Source organism: Nostoc sp. NOS(2021), from assembly GCF_017115025.1.
Lineage (GTDB): Bacteria > Cyanobacteriota > Cyanobacteriia > Cyanobacteriales > Nostocaceae > Nostoc.
This window is the reverse complement of record NZ_JABXKM010000021.1, coordinates 1-25,013: the sequence shown is the minus strand read 5'-3', so window position 1 is coordinate 25,013 and position 25,013 is coordinate 1. Positions and strand designations below refer to the sequence as shown.

The 25,013-nt window shown below is 41.7% G+C and carries 21 protein-coding genes and 1 tRNA gene; 13 read left to right on the top strand and 9 right to left on the bottom strand.

Translation table 11 applies throughout. From position 1 onward, the window contains the following. Window positions 1-65: 65 nt before the first annotated feature. The 5 genes from HWQ41_RS01280 to HWQ41_RS01260 all read left to right on the top strand — a co-directional run bounded on the left by HWQ41_RS01280 (window position 66) and on the right by HWQ41_RS01260 (window position 9,396). Window positions 66-809, top strand: a complete 744-nt coding sequence (locus HWQ41_RS01280; protein ID WP_292759220.1) for an Rpn family recombination-promoting nuclease/putative transposase — start codon at window positions 66-68, stop codon at window positions 807-809. 39 nt (window positions 810-848) lie between these two features. Continuing rightward, complete coding sequence (locus tag HWQ41_RS01275) at window positions 849-1,031, top strand: hypothetical protein (protein ID WP_292759190.1); 183 nt, start codon at window positions 849-851, stop codon at window positions 1,029-1,031. Between the two features lie 160 nt (window positions 1,032-1,191). Then, on the top strand, window positions 1,192-6,528 hold the full coding sequence (locus tag HWQ41_RS01270; protein WP_292759187.1) for a DEAD/DEAH box helicase: 5,337 nt from the start codon (window positions 1,192-1,194) through the stop codon (window positions 6,526-6,528). A 198-nt stretch (window positions 6,529-6,726) separates the two neighbouring features. Further along, window positions 6,727-8,184 (top strand): RNA-binding domain-containing protein, encoded by a 1,458-nt coding sequence (locus tag HWQ41_RS01265; RefSeq protein WP_292759184.1) that lies wholly within the window; start codon window positions 6,727-6,729, stop codon window positions 8,182-8,184. A 705-nt stretch (window positions 8,185-8,889) separates the two neighbouring features. Further along, window positions 8,890-9,396 (top strand): hypothetical protein, encoded by a 507-nt coding sequence (locus HWQ41_RS01260; protein WP_292759181.1) that lies wholly within the window; start codon window positions 8,890-8,892, stop codon window positions 9,394-9,396. A gap of 148 nt (window positions 9,397-9,544) precedes the next feature. Here the strand turns inward: HWQ41_RS01260 and HWQ41_RS01255 are convergent, their stop codons facing one another. The 3 genes from HWQ41_RS01255 to HWQ41_RS01245 all read right to left on the bottom strand — a co-directional run bounded on the left by HWQ41_RS01255 (window position 9,545) and on the right by HWQ41_RS01245 (window position 13,287). Further along, the gene (locus HWQ41_RS01255) at window positions 9,545-10,177 is read right to left on the bottom strand and encodes a hypothetical protein (protein WP_292759178.1); all 633 of its coding nucleotides are present in this window, start codon (window positions 10,175-10,177) and stop codon (window positions 9,545-9,547) included. A 4-nt stretch (window positions 10,178-10,181) separates the two neighbouring features. Beyond that, entirely contained in the window at window positions 10,182-12,917 is a 2,736-nt protein-coding gene (locus HWQ41_RS01250; protein ID WP_292759175.1) for a CBS domain-containing protein, read from the bottom strand. A 220-nt stretch (window positions 12,918-13,137) separates the two neighbouring features. Continuing rightward, window positions 13,138-13,287, bottom strand: coding sequence for a hypothetical protein (locus HWQ41_RS01245; protein WP_292759173.1), 150 nt, complete (start codon window positions 13,285-13,287; stop codon window positions 13,138-13,140). 206 nt (window positions 13,288-13,493) lie between these two features. Between HWQ41_RS01245 and psbZ the strand changes: the two genes are divergently transcribed. The 5 genes from psbZ (at window position 13,494) to HWQ41_RS01220 (ending at window position 17,447) form a co-directional block, all read left to right on the top strand. After that, a complete protein-coding gene (psbZ, locus tag HWQ41_RS01240; protein ID WP_104908235.1) occupies window positions 13,494-13,682 on the top strand; it encodes a photosystem II reaction center protein PsbZ in 189 nt (62 codons plus the stop codon). Between the two features lie 310 nt (window positions 13,683-13,992). Further along, on the top strand, window positions 13,993-14,571 hold the full coding sequence (gene ribH, locus HWQ41_RS01235; protein WP_292759169.1) for a 6,7-dimethyl-8-ribityllumazine synthase: 579 nt from the start codon (window positions 13,993-13,995) through the stop codon (window positions 14,569-14,571). A gap of 115 nt (window positions 14,572-14,686) precedes the next feature. Further along, window positions 14,687-14,758, top strand: a tRNA-Gly gene (locus HWQ41_RS01230). 1,011 nt (window positions 14,759-15,769) lie between these two features. Further along, window positions 15,770-16,177 (top strand): hypothetical protein, encoded by a 408-nt coding sequence (locus tag HWQ41_RS01225; RefSeq protein ID WP_041565838.1) that lies wholly within the window; start codon window positions 15,770-15,772, stop codon window positions 16,175-16,177. A 4-nt stretch (window positions 16,178-16,181) separates the two neighbouring features. After that, window positions 16,182-17,447 carry a glutamate-5-semialdehyde dehydrogenase gene (locus HWQ41_RS01220; RefSeq protein WP_292759166.1) on the top strand — a complete coding sequence of 422 codons (1,266 nt, stop codon included), beginning with the start codon at window positions 16,182-16,184 and terminating at the stop codon, window positions 17,445-17,447. 57 nt (window positions 17,448-17,504) lie between these two features. Here the strand turns inward: HWQ41_RS01220 and HWQ41_RS01215 are convergent, their stop codons facing one another. Beyond that, window positions 17,505-18,578, bottom strand: a complete 1,074-nt coding sequence (locus tag HWQ41_RS01215) for a hypothetical protein (protein WP_292759164.1) — start codon at window positions 18,576-18,578, stop codon at window positions 17,505-17,507. Window positions 18,579-18,901: 323 nt separating this feature from the next. On the opposite strand from HWQ41_RS01215, the gene HWQ41_RS01210 reads away from it, so the two are divergent. Then, window positions 18,902-19,465, top strand: a complete 564-nt coding sequence (locus HWQ41_RS01210) for a pentapeptide repeat-containing protein (RefSeq protein ID WP_292759161.1) — start codon at window positions 18,902-18,904, stop codon at window positions 19,463-19,465. Between the two features lie 589 nt (window positions 19,466-20,054). Continuing rightward, entirely contained in the window at window positions 20,055-20,906 is an 852-nt protein-coding gene (locus HWQ41_RS01205; RefSeq protein WP_292759159.1) for a universal stress protein, read from the top strand. Window positions 20,907-21,082: 176 nt separating this feature from the next. Here HWQ41_RS01205 and psbM read toward each other — a convergent pair whose 3' ends face one another. The 5 genes from psbM to HWQ41_RS01180 all read right to left on the bottom strand — a co-directional run bounded on the left by psbM (window position 21,083) and on the right by HWQ41_RS01180 (window position 23,829). Continuing rightward, window positions 21,083-21,199: a photosystem II reaction center protein PsbM gene (gene psbM, locus HWQ41_RS01200; RefSeq protein WP_084227279.1), complete on the bottom strand. Its 117-nt coding sequence runs from the start codon at window positions 21,197-21,199 to the stop codon at window positions 21,083-21,085. A gap of 174 nt (window positions 21,200-21,373) precedes the next feature. Next, the gene (locus tag HWQ41_RS01195) at window positions 21,374-21,670 is read right to left on the bottom strand and encodes a 2Fe-2S iron-sulfur cluster-binding protein (RefSeq protein ID WP_292759156.1); all 297 of its coding nucleotides are present in this window, start codon (window positions 21,668-21,670) and stop codon (window positions 21,374-21,376) included. Window positions 21,671-21,855: 185 nt separating this feature from the next. Next, complete coding sequence (locus HWQ41_RS01190; protein ID WP_006195022.1) at window positions 21,856-21,993, bottom strand: photosystem II reaction center protein K; 138 nt, start codon at window positions 21,991-21,993, stop codon at window positions 21,856-21,858. Between the two features lie 78 nt (window positions 21,994-22,071). Continuing rightward, the gene (tgt, locus tag HWQ41_RS01185; protein ID WP_292759153.1) at window positions 22,072-23,220 is read right to left on the bottom strand and encodes a tRNA guanosine(34) transglycosylase Tgt; all 1,149 of its coding nucleotides are present in this window, start codon (window positions 23,218-23,220) and stop codon (window positions 22,072-22,074) included. Window positions 23,221-23,376: 156 nt separating this feature from the next. After that, the gene (locus HWQ41_RS01180) at window positions 23,377-23,829 is read right to left on the bottom strand and encodes a hypothetical protein (protein WP_292759150.1); all 453 of its coding nucleotides are present in this window, start codon (window positions 23,827-23,829) and stop codon (window positions 23,377-23,379) included. A gap of 376 nt (window positions 23,830-24,205) precedes the next feature. Here HWQ41_RS01180 and cobS point away from each other — a divergent pair, with 376 nt between their 5' ends. Further along, complete coding sequence (gene cobS / locus HWQ41_RS01175; protein WP_292759147.1) at window positions 24,206-24,979, top strand: adenosylcobinamide-GDP ribazoletransferase; 774 nt, start codon at window positions 24,206-24,208, stop codon at window positions 24,977-24,979. Window positions 24,980-25,013 lie beyond the last annotated feature (34 nt).

The window sequence follows — 25,013 nt, the reverse complement described above, 5'->3', positions numbered from 1 at the left end:
TTCGTAATTCGTAATTTATGAAAACAGATGCAATTTTCTACGAAATATTTAAATAATTTCCCAACATTTTCTTTGAAATTATTGGTAAGCCAGATACTAACACCAATATTTACGAGTTTACCGCACCAGAAATTAAACAAACAAGCTTCCGATTAGATGGTGTCTTTTCTCCCCTTGAAGAATTAACTAATGAACCACTATACTTTGTAGAGGTTCAGTTTTACAGAGATAAACAATTTTATGACCGACTGTTTACAAGTATTTTCCTTTACTTCACCCAATATCAGCCACCTAACCCTGACTGGTTTACAATAGTTATTTATGACAAACGCAGCAATGAACGTAGCTATCCCCCACGTTATCGTTCCTTGCTAGAACCTCATCTACGTCGCTTTTACCTAGATGAACTTGACAACGCACCAGATGATTCTCTGGGAATAGGAATTGCACTCTTAGTTGTAGAGAGTGAAAACAAAGCCGGAGAATTCGCCAAAACCCTAATTAGCAAGGCTAAGGAGGAATTGACAGACACTCTCATCCAAAGAAAAGTTTTAGAATTTATAGAGGCGATCGTAGTCTACAAGTTTCCTAACTTAAGCCGCGAGGAGATAGAAACCATGTTGAACTTAAACATACTTAAAGAAACTAGAGTTTATCAAGAAGCAAAAGCAGAAGGTGAAGAAGAAGGTGAGTTAAAAGCTAAGTTAAAAATTTTGCCAAAGCTGGTGCAAAGGGGACTCAGTGTTCAGGAGATAGCAGAGTTATTAGAATTGGATGATGACACCATTAGACAAGCTTTGGGAGAGTAGTCTTAAATTAGATGATTTACTCTGGAGTACAGAGAAACCATGCTGAACTTAAACATACTTAAAGAAACTAGAGTTTATCAAGAAGCAAAAGAAGAAGGAAAACTAGAAACCAAATTAAAAATGATACCAATTTTGCTGGAACTAGGGTTAACTGTTCAACAAATTGCCGAACGTTTAGAACTAGATATGGAGGAAGTAAGAAAAGTTTTAGAACAGACCTAACAAGAACAGCCCCTTCCCTACTAGCGTTGGGGAGTAAGATTCAAAGCCTCTCTCCTAAAAGGAGAGAGGTTTGGAGAGAGGTTAAAGTGTATTGCATCCAAACGAAAACCGCTATAGTTCGTTAACGCACCCTATCTACTAAAACTGAGAATTAAATTTTATGAAAATTAATATCAAATTACAAGAATTATTACAGCAACCTGAAAATGCAATTTTACCTATTAGCAATTTATTAGGTCAAAAGTTAGCATTTCTAGATTGTACAGAAGTAGTAGCTATTACATCCGAACAATTAACTCTGCTATTCACAAGTATTCCTCAAAATTGGGATTTAGAAGAAATCGAAGAAATCTTCAATTTTTCTACTATTACTCAAACTTTTAATCATCAACTTCAAGAATGGATTGACCAACGCTTAGGTCGAACAAATCATCAACTACCAGCCAAGAATAGCTCATCCTCTCTCACCAATTCTCAGTTCCTTGATATTTTTAATTTCCGCAACGAAGTAATAGGCGACTACCGCCGCTATATTGAAAGCTTCCTCAAAATCCGCGACGAAAAGGTTAAAAAATTTGTCGATAACGAGTTAGAAAAAGGTCAACTCTGGACTGACCCTTTAGTGCAACTTAACCCTAAATATCGTCCTGGCGCATCTGTCACCAGATTAGTACAGCAAGGTGTTCTCCATCGAGACTGTACACGCTACTTTTCACAAAATGGTGAAGCTTTTACTTTCCACTCCCACCAAAAACAAGCCTTTGAAACAGCACAACGTCAAGAACCCTACGTTGTCACCACAGGAACGGGTTCAGGTAAAAGCCTAACTTATGTTGTACCTATCATTAATGATTTGCTACACCATCCTGAAATCAAAGGAGTTAGGGCTATTTTGGTTTATCCCATGAATGCTCTAATTAATTCTCAGGAAGAAGAATTAAGAAAATTTCTCAAACACGTACCTAACACCCACATTCGCGTTGAAAAGTACACTGGGCAAGAAAAACTAGAGAAGAAAACCGAAATTCAAAACAACCCGCCTCAAATCTTGCTCACAAATTACGTGATGCTAGAGTTAATGCTCTCGCGCACTCACGAAGATAAATTAGTAGCATCCCCCGATTTAAAATTCCTCGTACTAGATGAACTGCATACTTACAGAGGACGGCAAGGTGCAGATGTCGCCATCTTAATTCGCAAACTTCGGCAACGCTGCGGCCAAAAACTTCTGTGCATTGGCACTAGCGCCACCATGTCCTCCCAAGGTTCCCGCCAACAACGTCGTCAGGTAGTGGCAGATGTTGCTAGTAAATTATTCGGTGTGGAAATTCAACCCAGCAACGTCATTGATGAAACTTTAGAACGTTCCATCCAAGGTGCTGCACCCACCACAGATAAATTGCGGGAAAGCATTATCCAAGATTTACCCCCAAAGTCCGAACAAACCTTAGACGCTTTTAAACAGCATCCCCTTAGCCACTGGGTAGAGATGAACTTTGGTTTAGACGAAAAAGAAGGTCATCTCGTGCGCCGTACACCCATCACCCTAGAAACAGGTGCAACACAACTCGCTAATGAAACCCAAGTCAACGAAGAAACTTGCTTAAATATCCTCAAACAAATATTTCTTTGGGGAAGCAAAACTAAGGGGTTGGCATTCCGCTTGCATCAGTTTATTTCCCAAGGCGGTAGCGTTTACGCCACCATTGAAAATCGAGATAAACGACTTCTCACCCTGGAAGGCCAGTATACAACCACCGAAAACCGCCTACTTTATCCCCTCGTCTTTTGTCGAGAATGCGGACAGGACTATTACGTGATGCACTACGATTCTGAAAAAGATATTGTACTGCCCCAATTACCCACAGCCTTAGATAGTCTTGACAATGAAGATATCAAGGAAGGCTACCTTACCCTTGATGAACCAGGACTGTGGGATAAAGACGATGAAGAGAGACTTCCAGACTCATGGTTTAAAGAAACTAAAAAGCATGGACGTATCCCCGAAAAAAAATATGCACCTTTTATTCCCCAAAAACTGCAAGTTCTACCCAACGGTAAAATCATAAACTCTGTATTACAGGGAACTACCTGTTGGTTTATTCCCAAACCCTTTCTTACCTGTCTTCACTGCGGTGTATTGTACGACCAAAAGAAAAACGAATTTACCAAACTCTCTCGTCTAAGTAGTGAAGGACGTAGTACCGCAACTACTCTACTTTGCCTTTCTACCGTCAGTCGCCTCAAACAAGTTTTCACTGGCGAGAAAGCCAAAGCCGCAAAAATCCTCAGCTTTACTGATAACCGTCAGGATGCTTCATTACAGGCAGGACATTTCAATGATTTTGTCCAAACCAGTTTCTTGCGGGCAGCTTTGAATAGTGCTATTCAAGAAAATCATAAGTTAACTCACAAAGTACTTGCGGCGGAAGTTGTCAGACAAATGGGTTTATCTCAAGAAGATTATGCAATTCAACCCGCAGAATTTGGCTTTGGTAAACGCAAGAATGAAGAAGCTTTTAGCAATTTAATTGAATATCGGCTATACGAAGATTTACGTCGCGGTTGGCGAATTGTTCAGCCCAATCTAGAACAATGCGGTCTATTAACCATAGAATACGCCGAACTATTAGCAACTTGTGAAAATACTCAACTCTGGCAAAAATACCGCCATCCAATTTTACTGCAAGCCTCACCGTCACAAAGATATTTTGTTGTTAAAACCTTTCTTGACCATCTGCGAAAAAAATTGGTAATTGATGCGGAAATTTTACAACAAGAGGGTACAGAACAACTGAAAAAGGAAGTATCCCAAGCATTAAAAGACCCTTGGACAATTGATACTTTTGAATATTTACACGAAGCTAGTTGGGCAAGCCTCAACCCCACTGAGAAAAAAGGTCAATCACGGTGGAATACAATTAGACTGACATTTCGTGGTGAAATCGGGCGCTTTCTGCGTTCTCATCGGGCATGGAATTGGTTGCAAAAACCTTTACCAGAGTCAGATTATAACGAATTAATTAATGCTCTGGTAAATGCTTTGGCAGATGCAGGTTACTTATACAAGAAGGAAGAAGAAGTCCAACTAAAAATTAATTCAATGGTCTGGGTAGCGTCAAAATTAAGTGAAATTCCCCCCGACCCTTTAACCTCCCGTCGCTTGCAGGGTAGCGAAAGAAATACTTCTGTTAATCAATTTTTCCAAGACTTTTACCAAACTAACGCTCATCAAATTAAAGCACTGGAAGGGCGAGAACATACCGGACAGGTCAAAAACGAAAACCGCCAGAAACGAGAAGACGCATTCCGTCATGGGAAATTAGCAGCTTTATTTTGTTCCCCGACAATGGAATTGGGGATAGACATTTCCGACCTCAGCGTTGTCCATCTGCGGAATGTTCCCCCCAGTCCAGCCAACTACGCCCAACGCAGTGGTCGCGCCGGGAGAAGTGGACAGGAAGCTTTAGTAATTACTTATGCCTCCATTGGTAGCGGTCACGACCAATATTTCTTTAAACGTCAAAGTCAAATGGTTGCTGGTGTCGTCGCCCCACCCAAATTAGAACTAGCTAACCAGGATTTAATTAAATCTCATGTGTATTCAATTTGGCTGGCACACACTGGCTTATACCTGGAAAATTCCATGAATCAAATTCTGGAGTTAGATTCGCCAGACTGTCCGCTAAAAGAAGATGTAAGCCAGCGAATCACCATGAGTCAGGAAAAATTAGCCAAATGTCTGGCAGCCACAAAACTGATTTTATCTGATACTTTCTGCCAAAACGATCTGAACAAAACCTCTTGGTATTCGGAAAATTGGTTACAGTTTACCCTAGAAAATGCACATAATGCTTTTGATCAAGCTGGCGATCGCTGGCGTAGACTATACAAAGATGCAGTTGAACAATTAGACAAAGCCCGCGACAGCACAAGTCGTTATACCAGAGGCTATGCGACCCAAGAAGAACGGGATATCGCTAAAGCCCAAGAAAAAGAAGCATTGCGACAAATTGACCTGTTAGTAGGACAAGTCCAAAGCAGGAGTAATAATCAGTTTGAATTTTACCCTTATCGTTACTTTGCTGCCGAGGGATTTTTACCTGGGTTTAACTTCCCTCGCTTACCAGTTCGGGCATTTATTCCCACAGAAGAAAGTGGCGAATTTATTTCCCGTCTCCGCAGCGTCGCTTTGAGAGAATTTGCCCCTGGTAATGTTATTTACTACGAGGGTAGTAAATTTATGGTGGCTAAAACCAAAATGCCTGTTAGTGGTGCTGACTATCAACGGGCAAATGTTTGTTTTAAATGTGGTTATTTCCATGAAGGGGCAGCCAGTAACCGCGATACCTGTGAGAACTGCGGCGTAAAACTTGCCGATAGTAACAATAATAAGGCTTTGCTTACTCGCTTATTATCAATGGAAACTGCGATCGCCTGGAGACGAGAACGCATTACCTGCGATGAAGAAGAACGCCTTAAATACGGTTACAATATCACCACCCATTTCCGTTACGACCAGCAAAAACGCCAATCAGCAACTGTACAAACCGCCGATGGCACAGAATTATTACGTTTAACCTATGGCGCTACGGCAGACATCTGGCATATTAATCGCGGACTGAACAAGAAAAAAAGCGAGGAACGAGGATTTAAACTCGATATCAAAACTGGTATTTGGGGCGATGCCAAAAACGACTCAGCAAAAGATAGCATTCACACCGATGTTAATTTAATGGTGAAAAACACCTGCAATATCTTAGTTGTTGAACCATTAGGTGTACCCACAGACGAAAGAGAAGCTTTTATTGCCACTCTGCAATATGTCTTGGAAACTGCCATCCAAGCAGTATATAAATTGGAAGCCGATGAACTCGACTCCGAACGCCTGGGAGACGGGAAATATTTGCTGTTCTGGGAAGCGGCAGAAGGCGGTGTAGGTGTCCTTTCTCAACTATTAGAAAAGCCTGATGCTTTCCAAAAAATAGCCGATGCAGCTTTAGATATTTGCCATTTCAAAGAAACTAAAGATAGCTGTGTCCAAGCTTGCTATGAATGCTTGCTTTCTTACCGCAACCAGTTCGACCATGCTTTGATAAATCGCCATCTCATCAAACCCTTACTTGATGAACTGGAAAAAAGTACAGTGCAGATAGAAGGAATATCTCGTGATGAACAGTATCAACAACTGCTGCAACAAACAGATCCAAATTCCGAATTTGAGCGAGTAGTTTTAGAAGAAATTTATCAACGCGGATATAAACTACCCGATGCTGCACAAGAATTGATTCCAGAGACGAACTGTAAGCCAGACTTTCTTTATAAGGAAGATGGCATTGCTATTTTTTGCGACGGTTCAGTTCATGACAGCCCTGATAAACGCCAGCAAGACCAAATTGAACGGGACAATCTCAAGTACAACACTAGTTACCATATCCTTGTCCTACGACATGATGAAGATTGGCGAATAGAGTTGACAAAACTAGCGAGTTTGTGAGTGACTTTAGAGTGCGATCGCTTTTATTTGATATAAAATATACTGAGCAGACAGTATAATTACTTTATAAAATTACGATATTGAATTGAAATAGGAAACAGGAGAATTAGATGAAAATCAATTAAAGAGTTCATTTTTGTATTTATTATATACTTTTCCTAATTTGATATAGCGTTCTTACCAGTCTGAAGCAGCAATATGGATACAGTTCATTTAAAATCAATATTACTCGCACTAACATCATTAACTCATGAAACAGAGTGGGTTGAATTCAAAGTAAATAATAGTAGCCCAGAAGATATAGGTGAATACCTATCAGCTTTATCTAACTCTGCAACTTTACATGGAGAAAATACCGCTTATATTGTGTGGGGAGTGGATAATATTAGTCACGATATATTAGGTACTAAATTTAAACCTCGGTTAGAAAAAATTGGAAACCAAGAACTAGAAAATTGGCTAGCAACCCAATTATCTCCTCGAATAAACTTTAAAATACACGAGTTCAATTTTGAAGGAAAAAATATAGTTTTTTTTGAAATACCTAAAGCAAACCATGTTCCTGTTCGCTTCAAAGGAGTTGAGTATATCCGTGTAGGTAGTTGCAGACAGTTGCTTAAAGATTTCCCTGAGAAGGAGCGGGAATTATGGGTTTTATTTTCGCTTGAGCCGTTTGAAAAAAGTATAGCTTTAGAAAGCTTAACTGCGGATGAGGTCATAAAAAATATTAATTACCCAGTTTATTTCGATATGACAAAACAAAGTCTGCCAGACAATCGGGATGGCATAATACAACGACTAATCTCGGAAAGACTTATTGTCCAAAAAACAAATAATATCTTTGATGTAACAAATCTAGGAGGTATTCTTTTTGCAAAAGATTTACGAAACTTTGAACGCTTGTCTCGAAAGGCTATTAGAGTAGTAATCTACAAGGGTAAGAATAGGGTTGAGAGCCAGCGAGAGCAAACTGGCGTCAAAGGTTATGCTACTGATTTTGAAGGAATGCTAGGGTTTATTAATGACCAACTACCTAAAAATGAGCAGATTGGTCAAGCATTTCGCAGAGAACAACGGATATACCCAGAACTAGCTATTAGAGAATTAGTTGCGAATGCTATTATTCACCAAGATTTTAATATAACTGGTACGGGGCCGCTCATTGAAATTTTCACTGACAGAATTGAGATTACTAATCCAGGTGTACCGCTTATTGATACAATGCGGTTTATTGATCAACCACCTCGTTCTCGTAACGAGGATTTAGCTGCTTTTATGCGCCGTATTAACATCTGTGAGGAGCGGGGAAGCGGTATTGATAAAGTTATCCTAATGGTAGAGCTTTTCCAGTTACCTGCCCCCGAATTTCAAGTTACAACTAATCACACAAAAGTCACACTTTTTGCTTATAAGAAGTTGGCGGATATGGACAAAGCTGATCGAGTCCGAGCTTGCTACCAACATGCCTGTTTGCGCTATGTATCCAATGATCGCATGACGAACTCATCACTACGAGAGCGGTTCTCTATCAAAGACGAGAACTACTCAATGGCATCCCGAATCATAGCAGACACAATCGATACAGGCTTGATAAAACCTTACGATCCAGAAAATATGTCTCGCAAACATGCTAAGTATGTACCATTCTGGGCATGATTCGTCTTCTACAATTCTTATGTGACTGTCATGTGACTGAATGAGAGGTTATCTGTAAAATTGCAAAAGCTTAAATTGCTGAAACTATTAACCAGCTTGGTTTTCACCTCTTTTTTAATTCATTATGCTTATGTGACTGGCATATCCACGCTTGGCTTAGATGAAAGTTATAAGCAGGAATTGTCTACACTTCTTCTGACGCTTTGCCATTCCTGCACAAAGTATAAAAAATGTGAGCATTCCTCATGCCTCCATTGATTAGGGAGAACAGTATCCGCAGTTAGCACATTTTACAATAGGCGTAATTAGTGATGGTATTCAGAAAAAATCTACTTACGTAAAGTAAATACCTTGCTAATGCAATCAATGTTATTTTTACTACATTCCAGTATTTGCAGGAATAAAAATAGCAAAGTAAAAGGTAAGGATGTAGCGATTCCTAACCTTTTGCTTATAACAATCGGCTGCTCTACCAACTGAGCTACAGCCCCTTGTAATGGAACTGACGGGACTCGAACCCGTGACACGCCGAATGACTAAAAAACTTAATTATGATTATTAGTTTAGCAAAATCATTGCCAATAACCGAAGTTGTAGCTAGAGAAAACCGATTAAGTCCAGCAATTTGAAATTCAATTTTGACAACAGGTACAATCTAGCTTGAGGATAAAGAAGTATTTCCTCAAGGGCATTGAGATGGAGCCAATGACACTGAGTTTTGCAGTCTTGCTGGGATTTCTTCACCGGGCAATTGCTCAGATGAATGACCCCCGACAAGCTAGCAATGCCACTCGCTACAGTCTGAAAGACACGGTACTAGGAGCTTTTTCAGTGTTTTTCATGCAATGCGAGTCGTTTTTGGAACACCAACGTCAGATGTACAGCCGTTGTGGCAAAGATAATGCCCAGAGGTTGTTTGACTTGACGCTAATTCCGACCACGCCTCAAATTCGCAATATCCTGGATGCGATCGCAGGCCAAGAACTATTTGAGGTGTTCACCTGGATTTACCAAGGCTTGCATCAGCGTGGATACCTGAAGCCGTATCAGTGTCTAGGCGGGTATCTGTTGGTGACTTTAGATGGGACGCAGTATTTTAGTTCTCAGAAGATTAACTGCCCGCACTGTTCGAGTCGTACACATAAAAACGGACAAAAAGTATTCCTGTTAGGGACTCGAACGCACGTTGAGGAGCATCGCCATGAAGATTGAAGCTAGACCAGTCCAATTTTCCCTAAACCTTGTTTCCAAGACTAATTTTACTTTATTACAATTTTATCTCTAGAATTCTGCCGTGTCTGAGTGACAAATACTACTGCATCTGTTTTATAAACGTATATTTTTCTTAGACATTTAGAGGTCAATAAATCTTTTGACGCTTCACCATTTTTGCAAAAGGCAGGGAACAATGAGTGCATTCGCCTAGCTCCCAATCAGCAGGGATTGGAAATGGTGTCTCACAGTTAGTACATTTTGTTAATAAACTCAACTGGTGGCGATCGCACTTTATTTTCTCCTTATACTGCCACTCAATTCGATGATAAGGTTCTTCTGCATAGCAAGCACCACATAACCGAATTGGTCTGGGTTTGATAGTCACACCCTTTGGTGGCAAAATAGCGTGTCTTAAAGCTAAAGCCACCTCTGTAGAACCTGGTTGTTTGATCCATAAGCGGAAACCAACAATACAGCTTGAATAAGTATCCACAATAGTGGTTAGCCAAGGACGGTCAGACAATAAATTATCATCACTATCAACTATGCAAATATCCAGCTTAGTATGGTCGCATTGAATAATTTGGTTACTAAAGTCAGCCTTCAGTAGCTGTCCATCTCGTGTTACAACTGTCATCCAAGATCCCGATCCCGGATTTATGACTTTTGTCTTCTGTTTATGTTGTGCGATTAAAGGATCTAAAATCCTATAAACGGTGGCTTGATGAGGATAATCTCCTGATTTCAGCTTCAGGTCAACAAGCGCGTGTCGCTTCACTAATTCATTTAGGATAGTGTTGTGCTAAAAACTCCTCAGCCTCAAATCTATCTTTAATTACTCCATCCAAGGTAGCAGCAAGTACATGATCTAATATTTGGCGATACTGCGGCCCTGGTTTGTAACCAAGTTTCTTTAAATCATTGCCATTCAATAGTGGCTGCACATTAGCCCAAACAGTTAAATATTTCCAAATCTGATGTCTAAACTCTCGCGGACTTTGCACGGCGATTAAAATCAGCATTGGTAAATCGTACTGTCGCAATAACTGCACTACTTGACTGGGACTTTGACACTTAGGCAAAGATTCCATCACCTCAGCTTGGGCAGAAGCCAAGTTTTGCAAGCGTTTAATACTATCCTCTGGCAATTGCAGATTTTTTGCTACTTTCGCCCGATATTCTGGTGCGAGGTGGGCGATTAACGTTTCTAAGCGCATTTCCCAATGGATAAGGGTTGGTTGCGGGTCAAATCGCCGCAAACAGCGTTCTAGCAAACGTAATTGTCGTATGACTTCTACATCTAGCTTCAGGCTAGGATGGATACATTGCAACGCCCCTAAGTTATCGAGTAACTGCAAAGCCGATTTCCAGTAGGGGGCTTCTAGGATGTGTTTTAATTCTGTTTTCAGTCGAGTTTGCAGGGCTGGAGTTCTGCTATTCTCTTGGGAAGTGCGATCGTAAACACCACTGTTGATGGCATAGCGGATAAACTCTTCAGTTTGCGGTTCAATCTGAAATCCAAAGCGCACGCCAAAGCGCACGCCACGATAAATGCGGGTGGGGTCTTCGATAAAGCTATTGGCATGTAAAACCCGAATTTGTTTAGCTTGTAAATCGAGTAAACCACCAAAGAAATCGAGTAATTCACCAGCACGGGGAGTAGTGAGGCGCAAGGCGAGGGCGTTGATGGTAAAATCTCGGCGATACAAGTCTTGACGAATGGAACTCGCCTCGACTTCTGGATTTGCCGCTGGATAAGGATAAAATTCCGTCCTAGCCGTGGCAATATCCACCCATAGAGAATCTAATTCCGGGTCTTTGTGCCACAACAAAGCAGCAGTTTGAAAAGCCCCGTGGATTTCTAAGCGAGCCGTAGGGTAAAGTTGTTGGAGTGCCTTTGCTAATTCCACACCAGCGCCGACATCTGCTGATTTGTGAAAGCCATCAACTACGAGGTCAATATCTTTAATCATCAAGGTGCCCGCTACTGCTTCTGCTAATAGCAAATCCCGCACCGCACCGCCCACTAGATAAAGATGCCAACCCCGTTTTTCTGCCTCTTGCGATGCTGTGGTCAGTAATTGCCACAATCGAGGAGCAAGTTTATTCTGCAACTCCATCCTGAGTCCTGAATGTTGGTTTGTGAGTGATGATTGAGACTCAGGACTCAGCACTCGGAACGGGCTAAACGCCCCACTACCGCTAACAGCACTGTTTTGATGTAATTCCCGCAAGACATCAGTACGGGTGACAATACCCACTAACTGCTCATTTTCCAATACTGGTAAGCGCCCGATATCATAAGTCACCATCACCGACTCAATTTGTGGCAATGTCGTATCTGGTGTAATCGTTTTGAGATTCCTAGTCATGTAACCCTTGACTGGCGCATGACTAAATCCGTGATGCAAGGCGATATCAATATCCCGCCGCGAAATAATACCTACCAGTTGCTTTTGAGCATCAACTACAGATAAACCAGAGTGTCCATAACGTAATAAAATACGCTGGGCTTCGGCAATTGTGGTTTCAGGCAGAATCGTGCGGACAGGAGAAGACATCAAATCCCTAGCAGTGGGGGGATGAGGAATCTGTGCTTTTACCCCCTCAAGGAGTTGTTTTAATATTGCCTGTGAATCTACTTTGCGTAGGTTCAACGATGCGGCCTGCGAATGACCCCCGCCGCCCAAGAGTTGGAATAATAGGTTAAGATTTGTTTTGGGAATTTGCGATCGCCCAATTACTGTTAAGCGTGAATCACTTTCACCTAAAGGATACTCATTAGCCAGCAGTATGGCATCAATTTCGGTTAATTCCACGAGTTGCGAAACCAAACTCGATAGCCCTGGCACAAAAGCATTTGTTTTCAAAGTTACCCAAGCAACCGTATATCCATGTAGACAGAGATATTCTAAATTTTCCAGCGCCTCAGTTAATAGCTGCTGCAATTCCAAAGACAAGCCAGGGTCACGGTAGGTAGAAATTACCGACAAACTGGCACCTTGTTGCATCAACCAAGCCAAAGCTAGGGCATCCCGTGGTGTAGACTGGTCAAAGGTCAAGGAGCCAGTGTCAACGTGGATACCCAAAGCCATCACAGTTGCTTCGGCAGAAGTCAGGGAAATTTGCTGTTGTTGCAATTGCTCCACAATTAAAGTTGTAGTGGCTCCTACTGAGGAAATATGCGATCGCGTGGCAGTAATATCTGATTCTTGTCCTAAGTGATGGTCATAAACTATAATCTCTCTTAGATTGGGTAAGTCTAACCACTGGGCAGCTTTACCCAAGCGATCGCGCTGTTGTGTATCCACCACAGTCAGAGAACGAATTTTTTCTGGATTCACCGAACGGCGTTCAATCAGCGGATATTCATCCCGATGCAATGCCAAAAAATCCCATACAGGAGGGTGAGAACCGCCAGTCAGCACAATTTTACTTCCCGGTAGTAGGCGTGTTAGCCCTACCGCTGCTCCTAGTGCGTCAAAATCTGCTGTTGTGTGGCAAAGAATTAAATCCATAGTTATGAGTCATTAGTCATTAGTCATTGGTCATTGGTCATCGGTACTTAGACAAAGGACAAATGACTAAAAGGTTGCAATTTCTGGTAACTTAAAAACAAGAAAACAGTGTCAGTGTCGCTCTTTAGCTAAAATGGACAGAAGCCTCACCCTTTAGCCTTCAGAGTCAGCACCCTAATTGTCAAATATTCTGAAATAGATGATCAGGGCATTGTATGATTTAATTGGTTACTCGCCGCCACGGTCGTTGATACACCTCTAGATAGCCCTCTGGGAAACCTACGTGAAACGTTGGACAACGGGAAACGAGTCGGCATCCTTTCAAAGAATGCAAATTTACCATTGGTTGACACATCAGTGCATAAGTCATAAGCAATTCATCCTGTGTCGTAAAATTTGTGGGGTACGAAAGGAAGAAAAAATCAAGCTGTCGGCCGTGGCGCATCACAGGCACATAAAACCAGAGCTTCTGGAAATGTCCTATGCAATAGCAGGAGTCACGCTCCTTGCCTACACTGTACAGCTTACTGTTAGTGTAGGATATATCACTATTTAGCTGTATTGGGAGAAGCAAAAATGACCATAATATTCCAGTTTGCCTTGATAGGTCTAGTCGTGTTGTCTTTTGTCCTGGTTGTTGGCGTTCCCGTTGCTTACGCCACTCCCCAAAATTGGGGTGAATCTAAAAAACTGCTCTGGGTTGGTTCCGGCGTCTGGATTGGTTTGGTATTTTTAGTTGGTTTGTTAAACTTTTTTGTCGTGTAGGTGACGGCTTCGCTCTGGCGCAGGCACATAATATAAGAACTAGAGGAGCAGAAAAGCCAAGGTCAAAGACCAAAGGAAAAAAGGAGAAGTTTTTTCCGATTTCCTTTTTTATCGTAAATTAAAGGGTTTAAGACCCCTACATCTACATGTAGCACCCATTTCAGTCGGGGTTTAAATCCCCGTCTGAAATGTCTTTAATTTTGAATTTTGAATTTTGAATTTTGAATTGTTAAGACCGTGCTTTCCTGCTCCTCTACATTTAAATAAGAAATGTATATTGGCCAGAAGTATAGTTGATTAAGAGGCAGTCATGGCAGTTTTCGAGGGAACTTTTACCCAAACGGAGCCTTTGCGGTTTGCAGTGGTGATTGGTCGATTCAATGACCTTGTTACCGGAAAGTTGCTAGAGGGATGTCAAGATTGCTTAAAACGCCACGGTGTAGACCCTAACCCTCACGGTAGTCAGGTGGACTATGTTTGGGTTCCGGGAAGTTTCGAGGTACCTTTAGTAGCTCGCCAACTAGCACTTTCCCATCGTTATGATGCTGTAATTTGTCTAGGTGCAGTCATTCGAGGGCAAACACCCCATTTTGATTATGTATCCTCAGAAGTTTCTAAAGGCATTGCCGCCGCCAGCTTTCAAACTGGGGTACCAGTAATTTTTGGCATTTTGACAGTAGATACTATGCAGCAAGCCTTAGAACGGGCAGGCATCAAAGGTAATCATGGCTGGGATTATGCCATGAATGCCCTAGAAATGGCAAGCCTCATGCGGCAACTGCGTTCTAACCTGGCAGAGCCATATTCTCGTAATAGCCAGTCAATGCCTGCCTCTTTTCAAAGTGCCAGCGTCGGCAATTTAACTGCGGAGTCAGAAGAACTGGGCTAAATGAGTGTTGAGTTATGAGTGCTGAGTTATGAGTTAAAAAACTCAGCACTCATAACTAAATTAAGGGGTTGACAATTAAGAATAAATCTGAGATATTAATATATGGTTATCAATTGCGGGTATAGCTCAGTGGTAGAGCGTCACCTTGCCAAGGTGAATGTCGCGCGTTCGAATCGCGTTACCCGCTTCCAACTAAAACCTCTTGAAGTCAAAAACTCCAAGGGGTTTAGTGTTTTTAGGGTGCATTCAAGTGTTCGTCGATTCGCGCTCCACTCTTGTAAACCGCTCCCAATATGGACAGAGCGAGCAAACAAATCGTCTACCCTGCCAATGTGAATATCGCCTACTCAAATCACGTTATACCATTTCTTTTTGAAGATGCGCCTATAGAACTTACCCAAAACCCCGCTGTAGGGGCAATTCATGAATTGCCCCTACGTGAATAAAGCGCAGCCTCACATAGAATTGGTATTACCCACTTGCTAAGAAATATAAAACCCAGCTTTAGACTTGTCTAGATATGCATTAGCTTGGCTACAATCTTTATAAGTGTAATCAATTCATTTTGTGTCGGGTGTATTACACTGGACTAAAGATGGTTAGTTAAATAGTAGTGTAGTCAGGTGCAAAGCGTCTTTTAGCAGTGAAGTAAGCCACAATCTAATCTATTTGGGCAAAAAGTCACATGCTCTGGATGTTTTGGCAATTCCCGCTCTGGAAACGCTTGTGAACTGCAAGAAATAGAGATTGAACGTAATCCCGATCTAACCTTGATAACTGGATAGTAAGATATAGTGACTCAAAGGAAAATCTAGGGTTTGTTGGTGTCTGTTGTTTATGAGCGTAGCCTTTCCAAACGATTTGTTTTAGGAGCGATCGCTACGTAGGCTTAAAATTGTACCAGGTGTGTCAGCACAATAAATGCCCAAAAACGCAACCACATTACCTTGAAAGCGATAGATGAAAAGAAGGAAATTTTTGAACAAGATTGCCAGCTACGGGGAAAGACTACAAACAGAGAACCCCGTAGTAATATGGCAATTACGATACTTCAAGTTTGCTGCATCTACTGTTTGCAATCATGGTGATGTATGCATAGCCTGCCCATCTATATAAAGAGAGAAGCCTTATCAGGCATTTACCAAGGGATTATATTCTCGCAGTTCATGTAAAACACGCTCAAGTTATTAGAACGCTTGTGCAATCTCAAAAACCTGAAAAAATCGACTTCAATGCTGAATACCCCTGTCCCTGTCGTCGCCGGGGTCAGTTAATTCCGATTACGCTGACAGAAGCATTTGGTTGCGATCGCTGTCAGCAAATCTTTGTTGTAGAAGATAATGGTCATGTCTTAGAACAGCTTTCTACCACCTATCCCTACAAGCGGGCTTGGCGTTGGATGGGAAATAGTTGGCATGTTGTCCATCCCCGCTTGGGAGAAAGCTATCTGCCTATAGCGCTGGGCATTATTTTCGTGCTAGTGATTATATGGCTACCATTAGCACTGCGATTGGCAAATGGTTCCAGCATTATTGCTTGGGCAATGGTGGCGGTGCTATTGGCTATCCTACCAGCACTAATGGTCTGGCTTACCTACAGACGTTAACTCAATGACTGTTGAAGTTTTGGATGACCACCCCGAACCGATTACTAGTGCCCAACGAGCCTATCAAGCTTCCCTAAAGTTGGGGATCACAAAGGGAGCAGACCGTAGTCGTGCAGTATTGGCGATGGCACAAGCCCTTGAGCGTTCATTTGACGACATTCTAGAAGCCAACACCTTGGATTTAGAAGCCAGTCGGGAAATGGCAGTGCCAGAGTTGATATTGGACTGGTTGAAGCTGACTCCCACAAGGCTAGAGATGACAGTAGACATTTTACAACGGTTGGGGGAATTATCAGATCCGCTGCGGCGCGTCAGAACCGCTGATTATCAACTGGAAGATTCCCAGAGTTACACCCAATTAATGCCCTTGGGAGTGATTGGATTTATTTATGAAGCGTTTCCCGATTTAGGGGCGATCGCAGCGGGTTTTTGTATCAAAACTGGCAATTGTCTAATTCTCAAAGGCAGTACTGAAGCTAGCCATTCTAACGCCGCCATCGCTGAGGTATTGCAAAGTGCGATCGCCCAAGTTGGTCTACCTGCGGGCTGTCTAGAACTGATCACAGCAGAACATGGTGCTTCGATTCGGGATTTAGTCACCCAAGACCAGTACGTGAATTTAGTGATTCCCTACGGACGTTCTAGCTTGGTGCAGCAGGTAGTACGACAGTCAACTTGTCCAGTCTTAAAGTCAGCGATGGGTAACTGTTATCTCTACTGGTCGCCGAATAGCAGCTTAGAAATGGTGCGCTGGATGATTCTTGATAGCCATCAGAGCGAACCAGACCAAGTTAATGCGATTGAAAAGGTACTCATTCATCGCCAAGCCTTGCCATCATCAATAGCCGTTCTGTGGAACAGCTTGATGGAAAAAGGCTTTGAAATTAAAGGGGATGCAGAACTAGTAAAAGCTTTTCCTCAGTTGCAGCTGGTGAAGGAGGGCGAATGGGGAAACCCTTATTTGACTAGGACCGTAGCTTTTAAACTGGTGGATAGCTTAGAGGCTGCGATCGCCTGGATTAATCAATACAGCAGTGGTCATGCCGACTCCATCGTTACTGAATCTTACCAGGAAAGTCGGCAGTTTGCCTTGGGAGTTAACAGTGCTTCTACCTACATCAACACTTCCCCGCGTTTTTCCCGCAACCCCTCGCGGGGAGATTCAGTGTTTCTCGGCATGTCTAACCAAAAAGGTCATCGCCGGGGATTTATCAGCCTGGAAACCTTGACCACCGTTAAGCACATTGTTCAGGGAAATGGCAGGTTTTAAATAATTCATAATTTATAAGAATTCTGAAGTAAAACTATCTCAAATCACCGTGAATAATTAAATTCCCCACACCTCAACGGTGCTGTCTCCACTCCAAATAAATAGTCTCTGTCCATCTGAGCTAATTGCAAGACTAGTAATTGACGATGAATTACTTGTGAGACTACAAAGTTCATGTCCTGTGCGAATGCTCCACACTTTGATAATTCCATTTTCTCGACTACCACTAAGTAAAAAGCGTTGATCGCGGCTGACAGTAATTACAGGCATATACCCTGAAAGGTTTAAAGTGCAAATTACTTGTTCTGTTTGCCAATCCCATATTTTATATTTTTGGTCAAAGTCTTTTTCTTCAGTCACTAAAACTTGCGAATTTGAATAGATAAAATTATGACCCATATCAGACATATGAATAGAGGAAATTATTCCTCCTACTTGTATATCCCACAATTCAAAAATTTCTCCGTCAACAGCATTTAAAAATGATTGACCATCTGGGCTAAAGACAATATACCAAAACCAATCTGATCTCCGATGTGTAGTGAAGATTTTTTGCTTTGTTTTTAGATCCCACACTTCAGCATAATCATTACAATTCCAAAGTCCTAAAACGCGATTGTTGGGTGTGGTAGCGATTTGATGAAATTCCTTAGTTACTTCTGGCTGGAATGTGCATATTACTTGTTGTGTTTGCATATTCCACACTTGAATTGTGTTGTTATAATTACAATTAACTAAGGTTTGGCACTCTTGGCTAACATCTACACAAGCTATCCTGCGAACTTCATCTGTATACTTCTCAATAGTCAAAAGATACTCAAAAAATAAATATGGGTTGTATGCCTGTAATGCCCGTTTAGCTTTTGGCTCTATACTTTCCTGAAGTAGCCAATAAGCTGCTTCTTGAACGTCAACCTCTGAGTTCTGTAAAGCTTGAATAATCAAGTCTAAGCCAGCTTCCCCATATTCAAAAGCATCTAGAAGGGCATCAATTTTTTGTTCAACCTTTCCATGCGCCAGCAATTGCTTAACTCTTTCAATCCCTCCCAAAACTGCATCATTTGCTAGGGGATTAGAATCATTGCTTATAACTACATCGTACTTTCGCGGCTGAGGCGAATTTGTGGTCATAAGGTAATTTCCATAATTTAGTTGGCGATCAATCTGGAACTAAATGCGTTAATTAAGAAGGTGTTTAAACCACGTCTATCTTGAAACCTATAGTTCTTCCCTTAGAGGATGTTTGAGAAGTCCTCTTGTCAGTAGCAAAACGTTCTAGATCCCCCTTAAAAAGGGGAACTTTGATCCGGTTCCCCCCTTTTTAAGGGGGGCTAGGGGGGATCAATAAGTGCCTAAAATCACAGCCAACCACTTTTAAAACATCCTCTTAGGAGAGTGTTCCAGAGGGTTTGTGCGGTACTGTCGATAATACTAATTGATTGTGGAGTTAGGGTATGGATGGATATAGGGGAGCCAAAATTTCTTTCATTGAGGAGTTCTTCGAGCTTTATGCTGCTGGCAGAAGGGATTTCTCTGGACTGAGCTTTAGCTATATTTACGGTGACTACTCTTTGTTGGAAGGAGCCGATCTCAGTGGAATTAACTTGGCTGGAGCTAACTTGGCTCAATGCGGTTTTATTGGTACTAATCTCAGCAATGCTTTCTTGGTTGGAATTGACGTTTCGGAAGGCTTTCTCGATGATTGTAACTTGAGTAGGGCTGATTTGCGAGGTGCCAATTTGATCAAAGCTAGGTTATATCGTACTGATTTGCGAAGGGCTGATTTGAGTTACGCCAACTTGACTAGGGCTAATTTGGCTGGATCTATCGGTCCAGCCATCCTCAATCATACCAACCTGGCTGAAGCTGACCTCAGAAACAGTGTTGGTTTTATGCACAAGAATGGGTTGGAACTCCGTCAAGACAGACATAGTGACATTGGTACTTTTTTCTGGAATACCATCATGCCCGATGGAAGTATTGAAACTGGACCTGTCTACATTGCAGACTGGATATGATAGGTTATCAACATTATCCTCTGCTGCCGTCAAAGGAGCAGTAGTAAGTAGTTGATTTATCTCTGTTAATATTTGCGGATACAGTAAATCCTGCCTGAGTTACAAAAACTGCAAGAAATTTAAAAAAAGGCGGAGAGTAGAGAAAATTCAGGAGTAGTGTAGACTATTCAAGCCGGAAGCGTAGGCATAGCCCGTCGTAGACATCGCCTGTTAAAGGTTACACTGAATCAACTTTCCTGAAGAGTTATTTTGGCATTTCTTTGCAATACTTAACTAACCTCTAATTAAAAAAAGTTAACATAGATTAAAAATGATAACTAACATCATAATTTATTAAGTTCTTCAGGCTAAATTGAGAGTATGCTTAATAATTGAAATCTAGTTGAGAATTTAAGTAACTAGGTGCAAATAAACTTAAACATTTGTTGAGTTTTTTATCCTTTGCCATTTGTTTGAGTGTTAAATACTAAAAAACAAAGTTTATTTGTGTCAACTTACTAACTAGGTGATCGAGCAAGGCGGTAAAAATCTGACCAGAGCCAAGTACTAACAGCGAAAACAAAAGTAAACTTCACAAAAATTACGTAAGATGATCAGAAGAATTTTACTGGCTGTATCGGGATTGGGACACGCAGAAGAAATGCTCAAAACCCTGAAAGAAATCCCTTCAATCCAATCTGCAAAAGTTACAATTTTGCATGTTGTTCAAGCACAAAATGCTGCTGCTACCATGACAGCTAAATGGGAAAATGGTGGTAAAATTCTGGCGAATGCAATTCAAACTTTGAACTTAGATCCTAGCCAGGTTTCTTCAATTTTGCGTGAAGGCGACCCCAAAGATGTGGTTTGCCAAGTAGCTGATGAAATCGACGCTGACTTGATTATTATGGGTTCACGCGGACTGAAGCGGCTGCAATCGATTTTATCAAACTCAGTCAGTCAGTATGTTTTCCAACTATCTTCTCGCCCCATGCTGCTGGTAAAGGATGACATTTATGTTAAAAGAATTAAGCGCATTATGGTGGCAATAGACAACTCTGATTCAGCAAAAAATTGCTTGAAATTGGCACTGTTTTTACTGCGAGATATTCAAGGTGGCGAGTTAATTTTGGCAAATATTAGTACAGATTTGGGCGGTAAAAAATCGGAAATAACTAAAGTTAATTCAGACAAAAATCCAGTTTTAGCAGCCGCAGTTGCAGAAGCTGAAAAACTAGGCATCCAATCTCGTTCTTATATCAGCAGTGGCAAACCTGGTGAAGAAATTTGTCGATTGGCAGAAGAGTTGAATATAGACTTATTATTGCTCGGTTCTCCAGATCGTCGTCCATCCATCGCTAAGAGTTTTGTTGACATAGACAGACTCATCGGTTCTTCCTTGTCTGACTATGTTCGAGTCAATGCCACTTGTCCGGTATTGTTGGCGCGGACAATCGCTTAAAGTAAACAGTGCTGAGTATAAGAATTATTTTAATAGGATAGTAAAAAAGCAAGATTTGCCTTGTCTTTACTATTCAGCACGGGCTAAACGCCCCGCTAACAGCACTAAGTTAGTGGTTGATAAATAAAAACCCCTACACTATTGGTGCAGGGGTTATTTATTTTATACACAAACTCTTAACTATCTTTTCCACCTTCGCGGCTAGCAGTTTGGATGTAAAGAATTAGTAAAAACACAGCGGGGACTAGTACGAACAAAATGCTCGCTATGAACCCCAGGTCATTAACTTGCATGGCAAAAAAGCCTCTCTTAAATTTCCAGTCAACAACATTAGGATAGCATCATCAATGACAGAGTTATACCAATTCAAAATTCAAAATTCAAAATTCAAAATTAGGAAACTTAATTTTGGTAAGTATTTTGACTACTGACTGGATACAAATTGAAGCAATGCCAGATTTGAGAACTTAAGGTTTGGTGACTACGCTGACTGAGCCATTCACTAAAGTTTGACAGGCAAGGCGGTAATTTTCCGGCTTTTTCTTGAATTTCCGGCTTTCTACGTCTGTGCGGGGGGAAAGATTTTCTAGTCCTTCGACTATCTCGACAACACAAGTGCCACATTGACCATTGCCACCGCAATTGGTCATCTTGCCAATCAATGTATATATATCAATACCATTTTGCATGGCTTTGAGCCGAAGATTTGCACCATCCGCCGCCACTACTTCTTTATTCTCTTTAACGAATTTGATATTACCCATAACTGATTCCTCTTTGACTCTAAGCTTGGCTTTCAAGGCTTCATATTGACATGGCTTGATTCACATCTTATTTATTATCTTAATTCATTACAAAATATTAATAAATATTAACTTTATAAAACATGGTGCTACAAAAAAATAGGACAGGTACTCTACCTGTCCTATAAATTTAAAAATAGATTAACTTATCTAAATCCCACAGCTGCTTGCCAAACGAAAGCAAGCAACAAGAAGAATACAGGGATGACTGGGAGAACGTCTACCAAAGGATCGAAGATTTGGTAAGCTTCAGGCAGTTTTGCTAATAAAAGTGCTGCTTCCATGTTTGTTTAAATCCACCTATCCAACATAGCTTTCATAATTGAGAGATATCTTAACATGGTTTGGGTCTTGATCATTTGTCAATAGTCATTTGTAATTTCCCCCTCATCTGGTGCTGATTCAGATGAGTTGAGCCAGTGAGCAAATTCTGTGGCAAAACGATCGCTCAATATTGCTTCTCTAATATGCTGCGTAAAGCGAATTAGTTCGGTAATGTTGTGAATGCTCAACAAGGTATAAGCTAAAATTTCTTGCGATCGCACTAAATGAGATATGTAAGCACGGCTAAAATTTTGACAAGTGTAGCAGGGACAAGTTTCATCTAATGGCGTAAAATCTTCACGAAACTTAGCATTTTTTAAATTCCAGCGTCCGCCCTGGACTATTGCGGTGCCATGTCTGGCCCAGCGTGTAGGAATTACGCAATCAAATAAATCTATCCCAGATGCGATCGCGATCGCCATTTCCCGATAAGTACCCACACCCATCAAGTAACGCGGCTTATCGGGAGGTAGAAGCGGTGCTGTCACTTTTACAATCTCAGCCATCAATTCTGGCGGTTCTCCCACACTCACGCCACCAATGGCATATCCGGGTAAATCCAATTTAGCCAAAGCTTCAGCCGCACGGCAACGCAAATCCAAATACACGCCCCCCTGCACAATCCCAAATAATGCCTGCTCACTGCTTTGATGAGCCACTATGCAGCGTTCTAACCAGCGATAAGTGCGCTCAGTTGCAGTTTCTACTTCTTGGCGAGTCGCTGGGTAGGGCGGACACTCATCAAAGGCCATAATCACATCTGCCCCCAAAGTATTTTGAATCTCAATGGATAGCTCTGGTGTTAAGTTAATAATTCGTCCATCATGGGGTGAGCGAAAAGTTACACCTTCTTCAGTAATTTTTCGCATCTCGCTTAAGCTGAACACCTGAAACCCCCCCGAATCAGTGAGCATCGGACCGTTCCAGCCCATAAATTTGTGCAACCCACCACCCCCAGCCACGATCGCTTCTCCTGGTTGTAAGTGAAGATGATAAGTATTGGACAAGATCATTTGTGCCCCAGTATCTCGTAGCTGTGCTGGGGTAATAGTTTTGACATTTGCCAGCGTTCCCACTGGCATAAATCTAGGGGTTTCTACAACACCGTGAGGCGTGAAAAACACTCCGGCTCTAGCTTTGGTTTGGCTACAGCAAGCAAGACATTCAAAAGAAAAATTCGCACTCATGCCATTTTGAATTGTTGAAGATGCGCCTATAGGACTTACGCAAAACTATACGATGTCGGGGCAATTCATGTAGACGCACTCGCGTTTGCGTCTCGTAGAGAAGCGGCTTCCCGCAGGGTATTGCCCCGACATCAAATTGGTATAACAGTCGCTATTTTAGAAAGAATCAGAACAGTCATCGTCAATTTCTGCATCCCACCTGGCTGAGAGTACTTGCTCCATCATTGCTTCTATGGCGCTGACATTGAAGTTTCGCTCTCGTCGCTCTTGTACAGGGGTTGAGCGGGGAATCAACCGCAGACGAACCCCATCCTGCATCAAATCGAAGTAGGTTTCTTGTTGCGACGACTGTTTTAGTTCCAAGTAATCAAAACTACAAACATTCAAATATAGCGCGTGGTTAGCCACTAAAGTAGACCTTTGCGGATTAGCAAAAACTTCCATCACATCCCCTTCACCCTCGCTCAGTACCTTATCTTCTTGGGTGTAGATGTAGTGGACTCGACCTAAATCTGCCAGCAATCGGCGGATGTCGAGCTGATTCACAATGATTCCCGTGTTAATAATGCACGGAGCTGGTATCCTGGTGTCGGGTAGATGGTGACTCATAGGAAAATAGCGATTAGAGCTACGGAGAGTGACAACATAGCTAAACTGTCGTAATTGAATAGCTTATTTACTCCCACATTTAAAAAAATATCAATTTTGTGGGGCAATCGTCTAACAATTTGGAGTAAGTTTTTAATTAACGTATACAAAACACAAATTTTGATCCCTGATGGAATTTTAATTTCCTAAATCCTGAAATTTTTGTATAAAATGGCACTGTATGTATCCGTCTATTACTTAGATCAGCATAACAAAATTTTCAGGGAGAATTTCTAATAGAAGTAAATCTTATCTAAAGCTTTAAAGTCTGCTGATGTCGGTTGTACCGAAATTATGACTATTATCCAGCAATTAACCAAATATTAATGTAATTCAGATGATGAAACAGCAACAGTGGTGGAAAAAGCTGCTGTTAAAGCTGGCAGCTAGTATGATATTTTACACTGTTATTCCACTACCGTATTTGAACGGATTAGACTTTCGGGGAGTGGCACGTCTTGCTTCGTTTGTGGGGTTGATGATTGGGGGAATTTTAGGGTTACTGGATACGGGGATGGATTATATTGGTATGCCAGTGCTAACTCGTAGTGCTTTGGTAGTAAGTGTTTGGATTGCCATGACTGGAGGATTGCACTTAGATGGGGCAATGGATACTGCCGATGGTTTGGCAGTGGGCGACCCAGATCGGCGACTGGAGGTGATGGCAGATAGTGCCACAGGTGCATTTGGGGCAATGGCAGCGATCGCCTTGGTGATGCTGAAAATAACAGCTTTGACAGATATGCCAGAAAACCGTTGGTTATTGCTGATGGCTGCTTGTGGGTGGGGACGCTGGGGACAACAACTGGCGATCGCTCGATATCCTTATCTGAAACCAACTGGCAAAGGTGCATTTCACAAACAAGCCATTCGTTCTTACAAAGATTTGTTACCAGGATTGTTGTTGTTGTTTGGTTTGAGTGGTTTACTTGTGCTGATAGATAAAGAGCAGCTATTTTTCGCACTGACAATGATAATTGCAGGAAGTGCGATCGCCACTTTAACTGGTGCGTGGTTCAACCACAAACTAGGCGGACATACTGGAGATACCTACGGCGCAGTCGTTGAGTGGACTGAAGCCTTATTTCTCTGCGTGCTGACCGCCTTTTAAGATGTGGGGAGTGGGGAGTGAGGGAGCAGGGGAG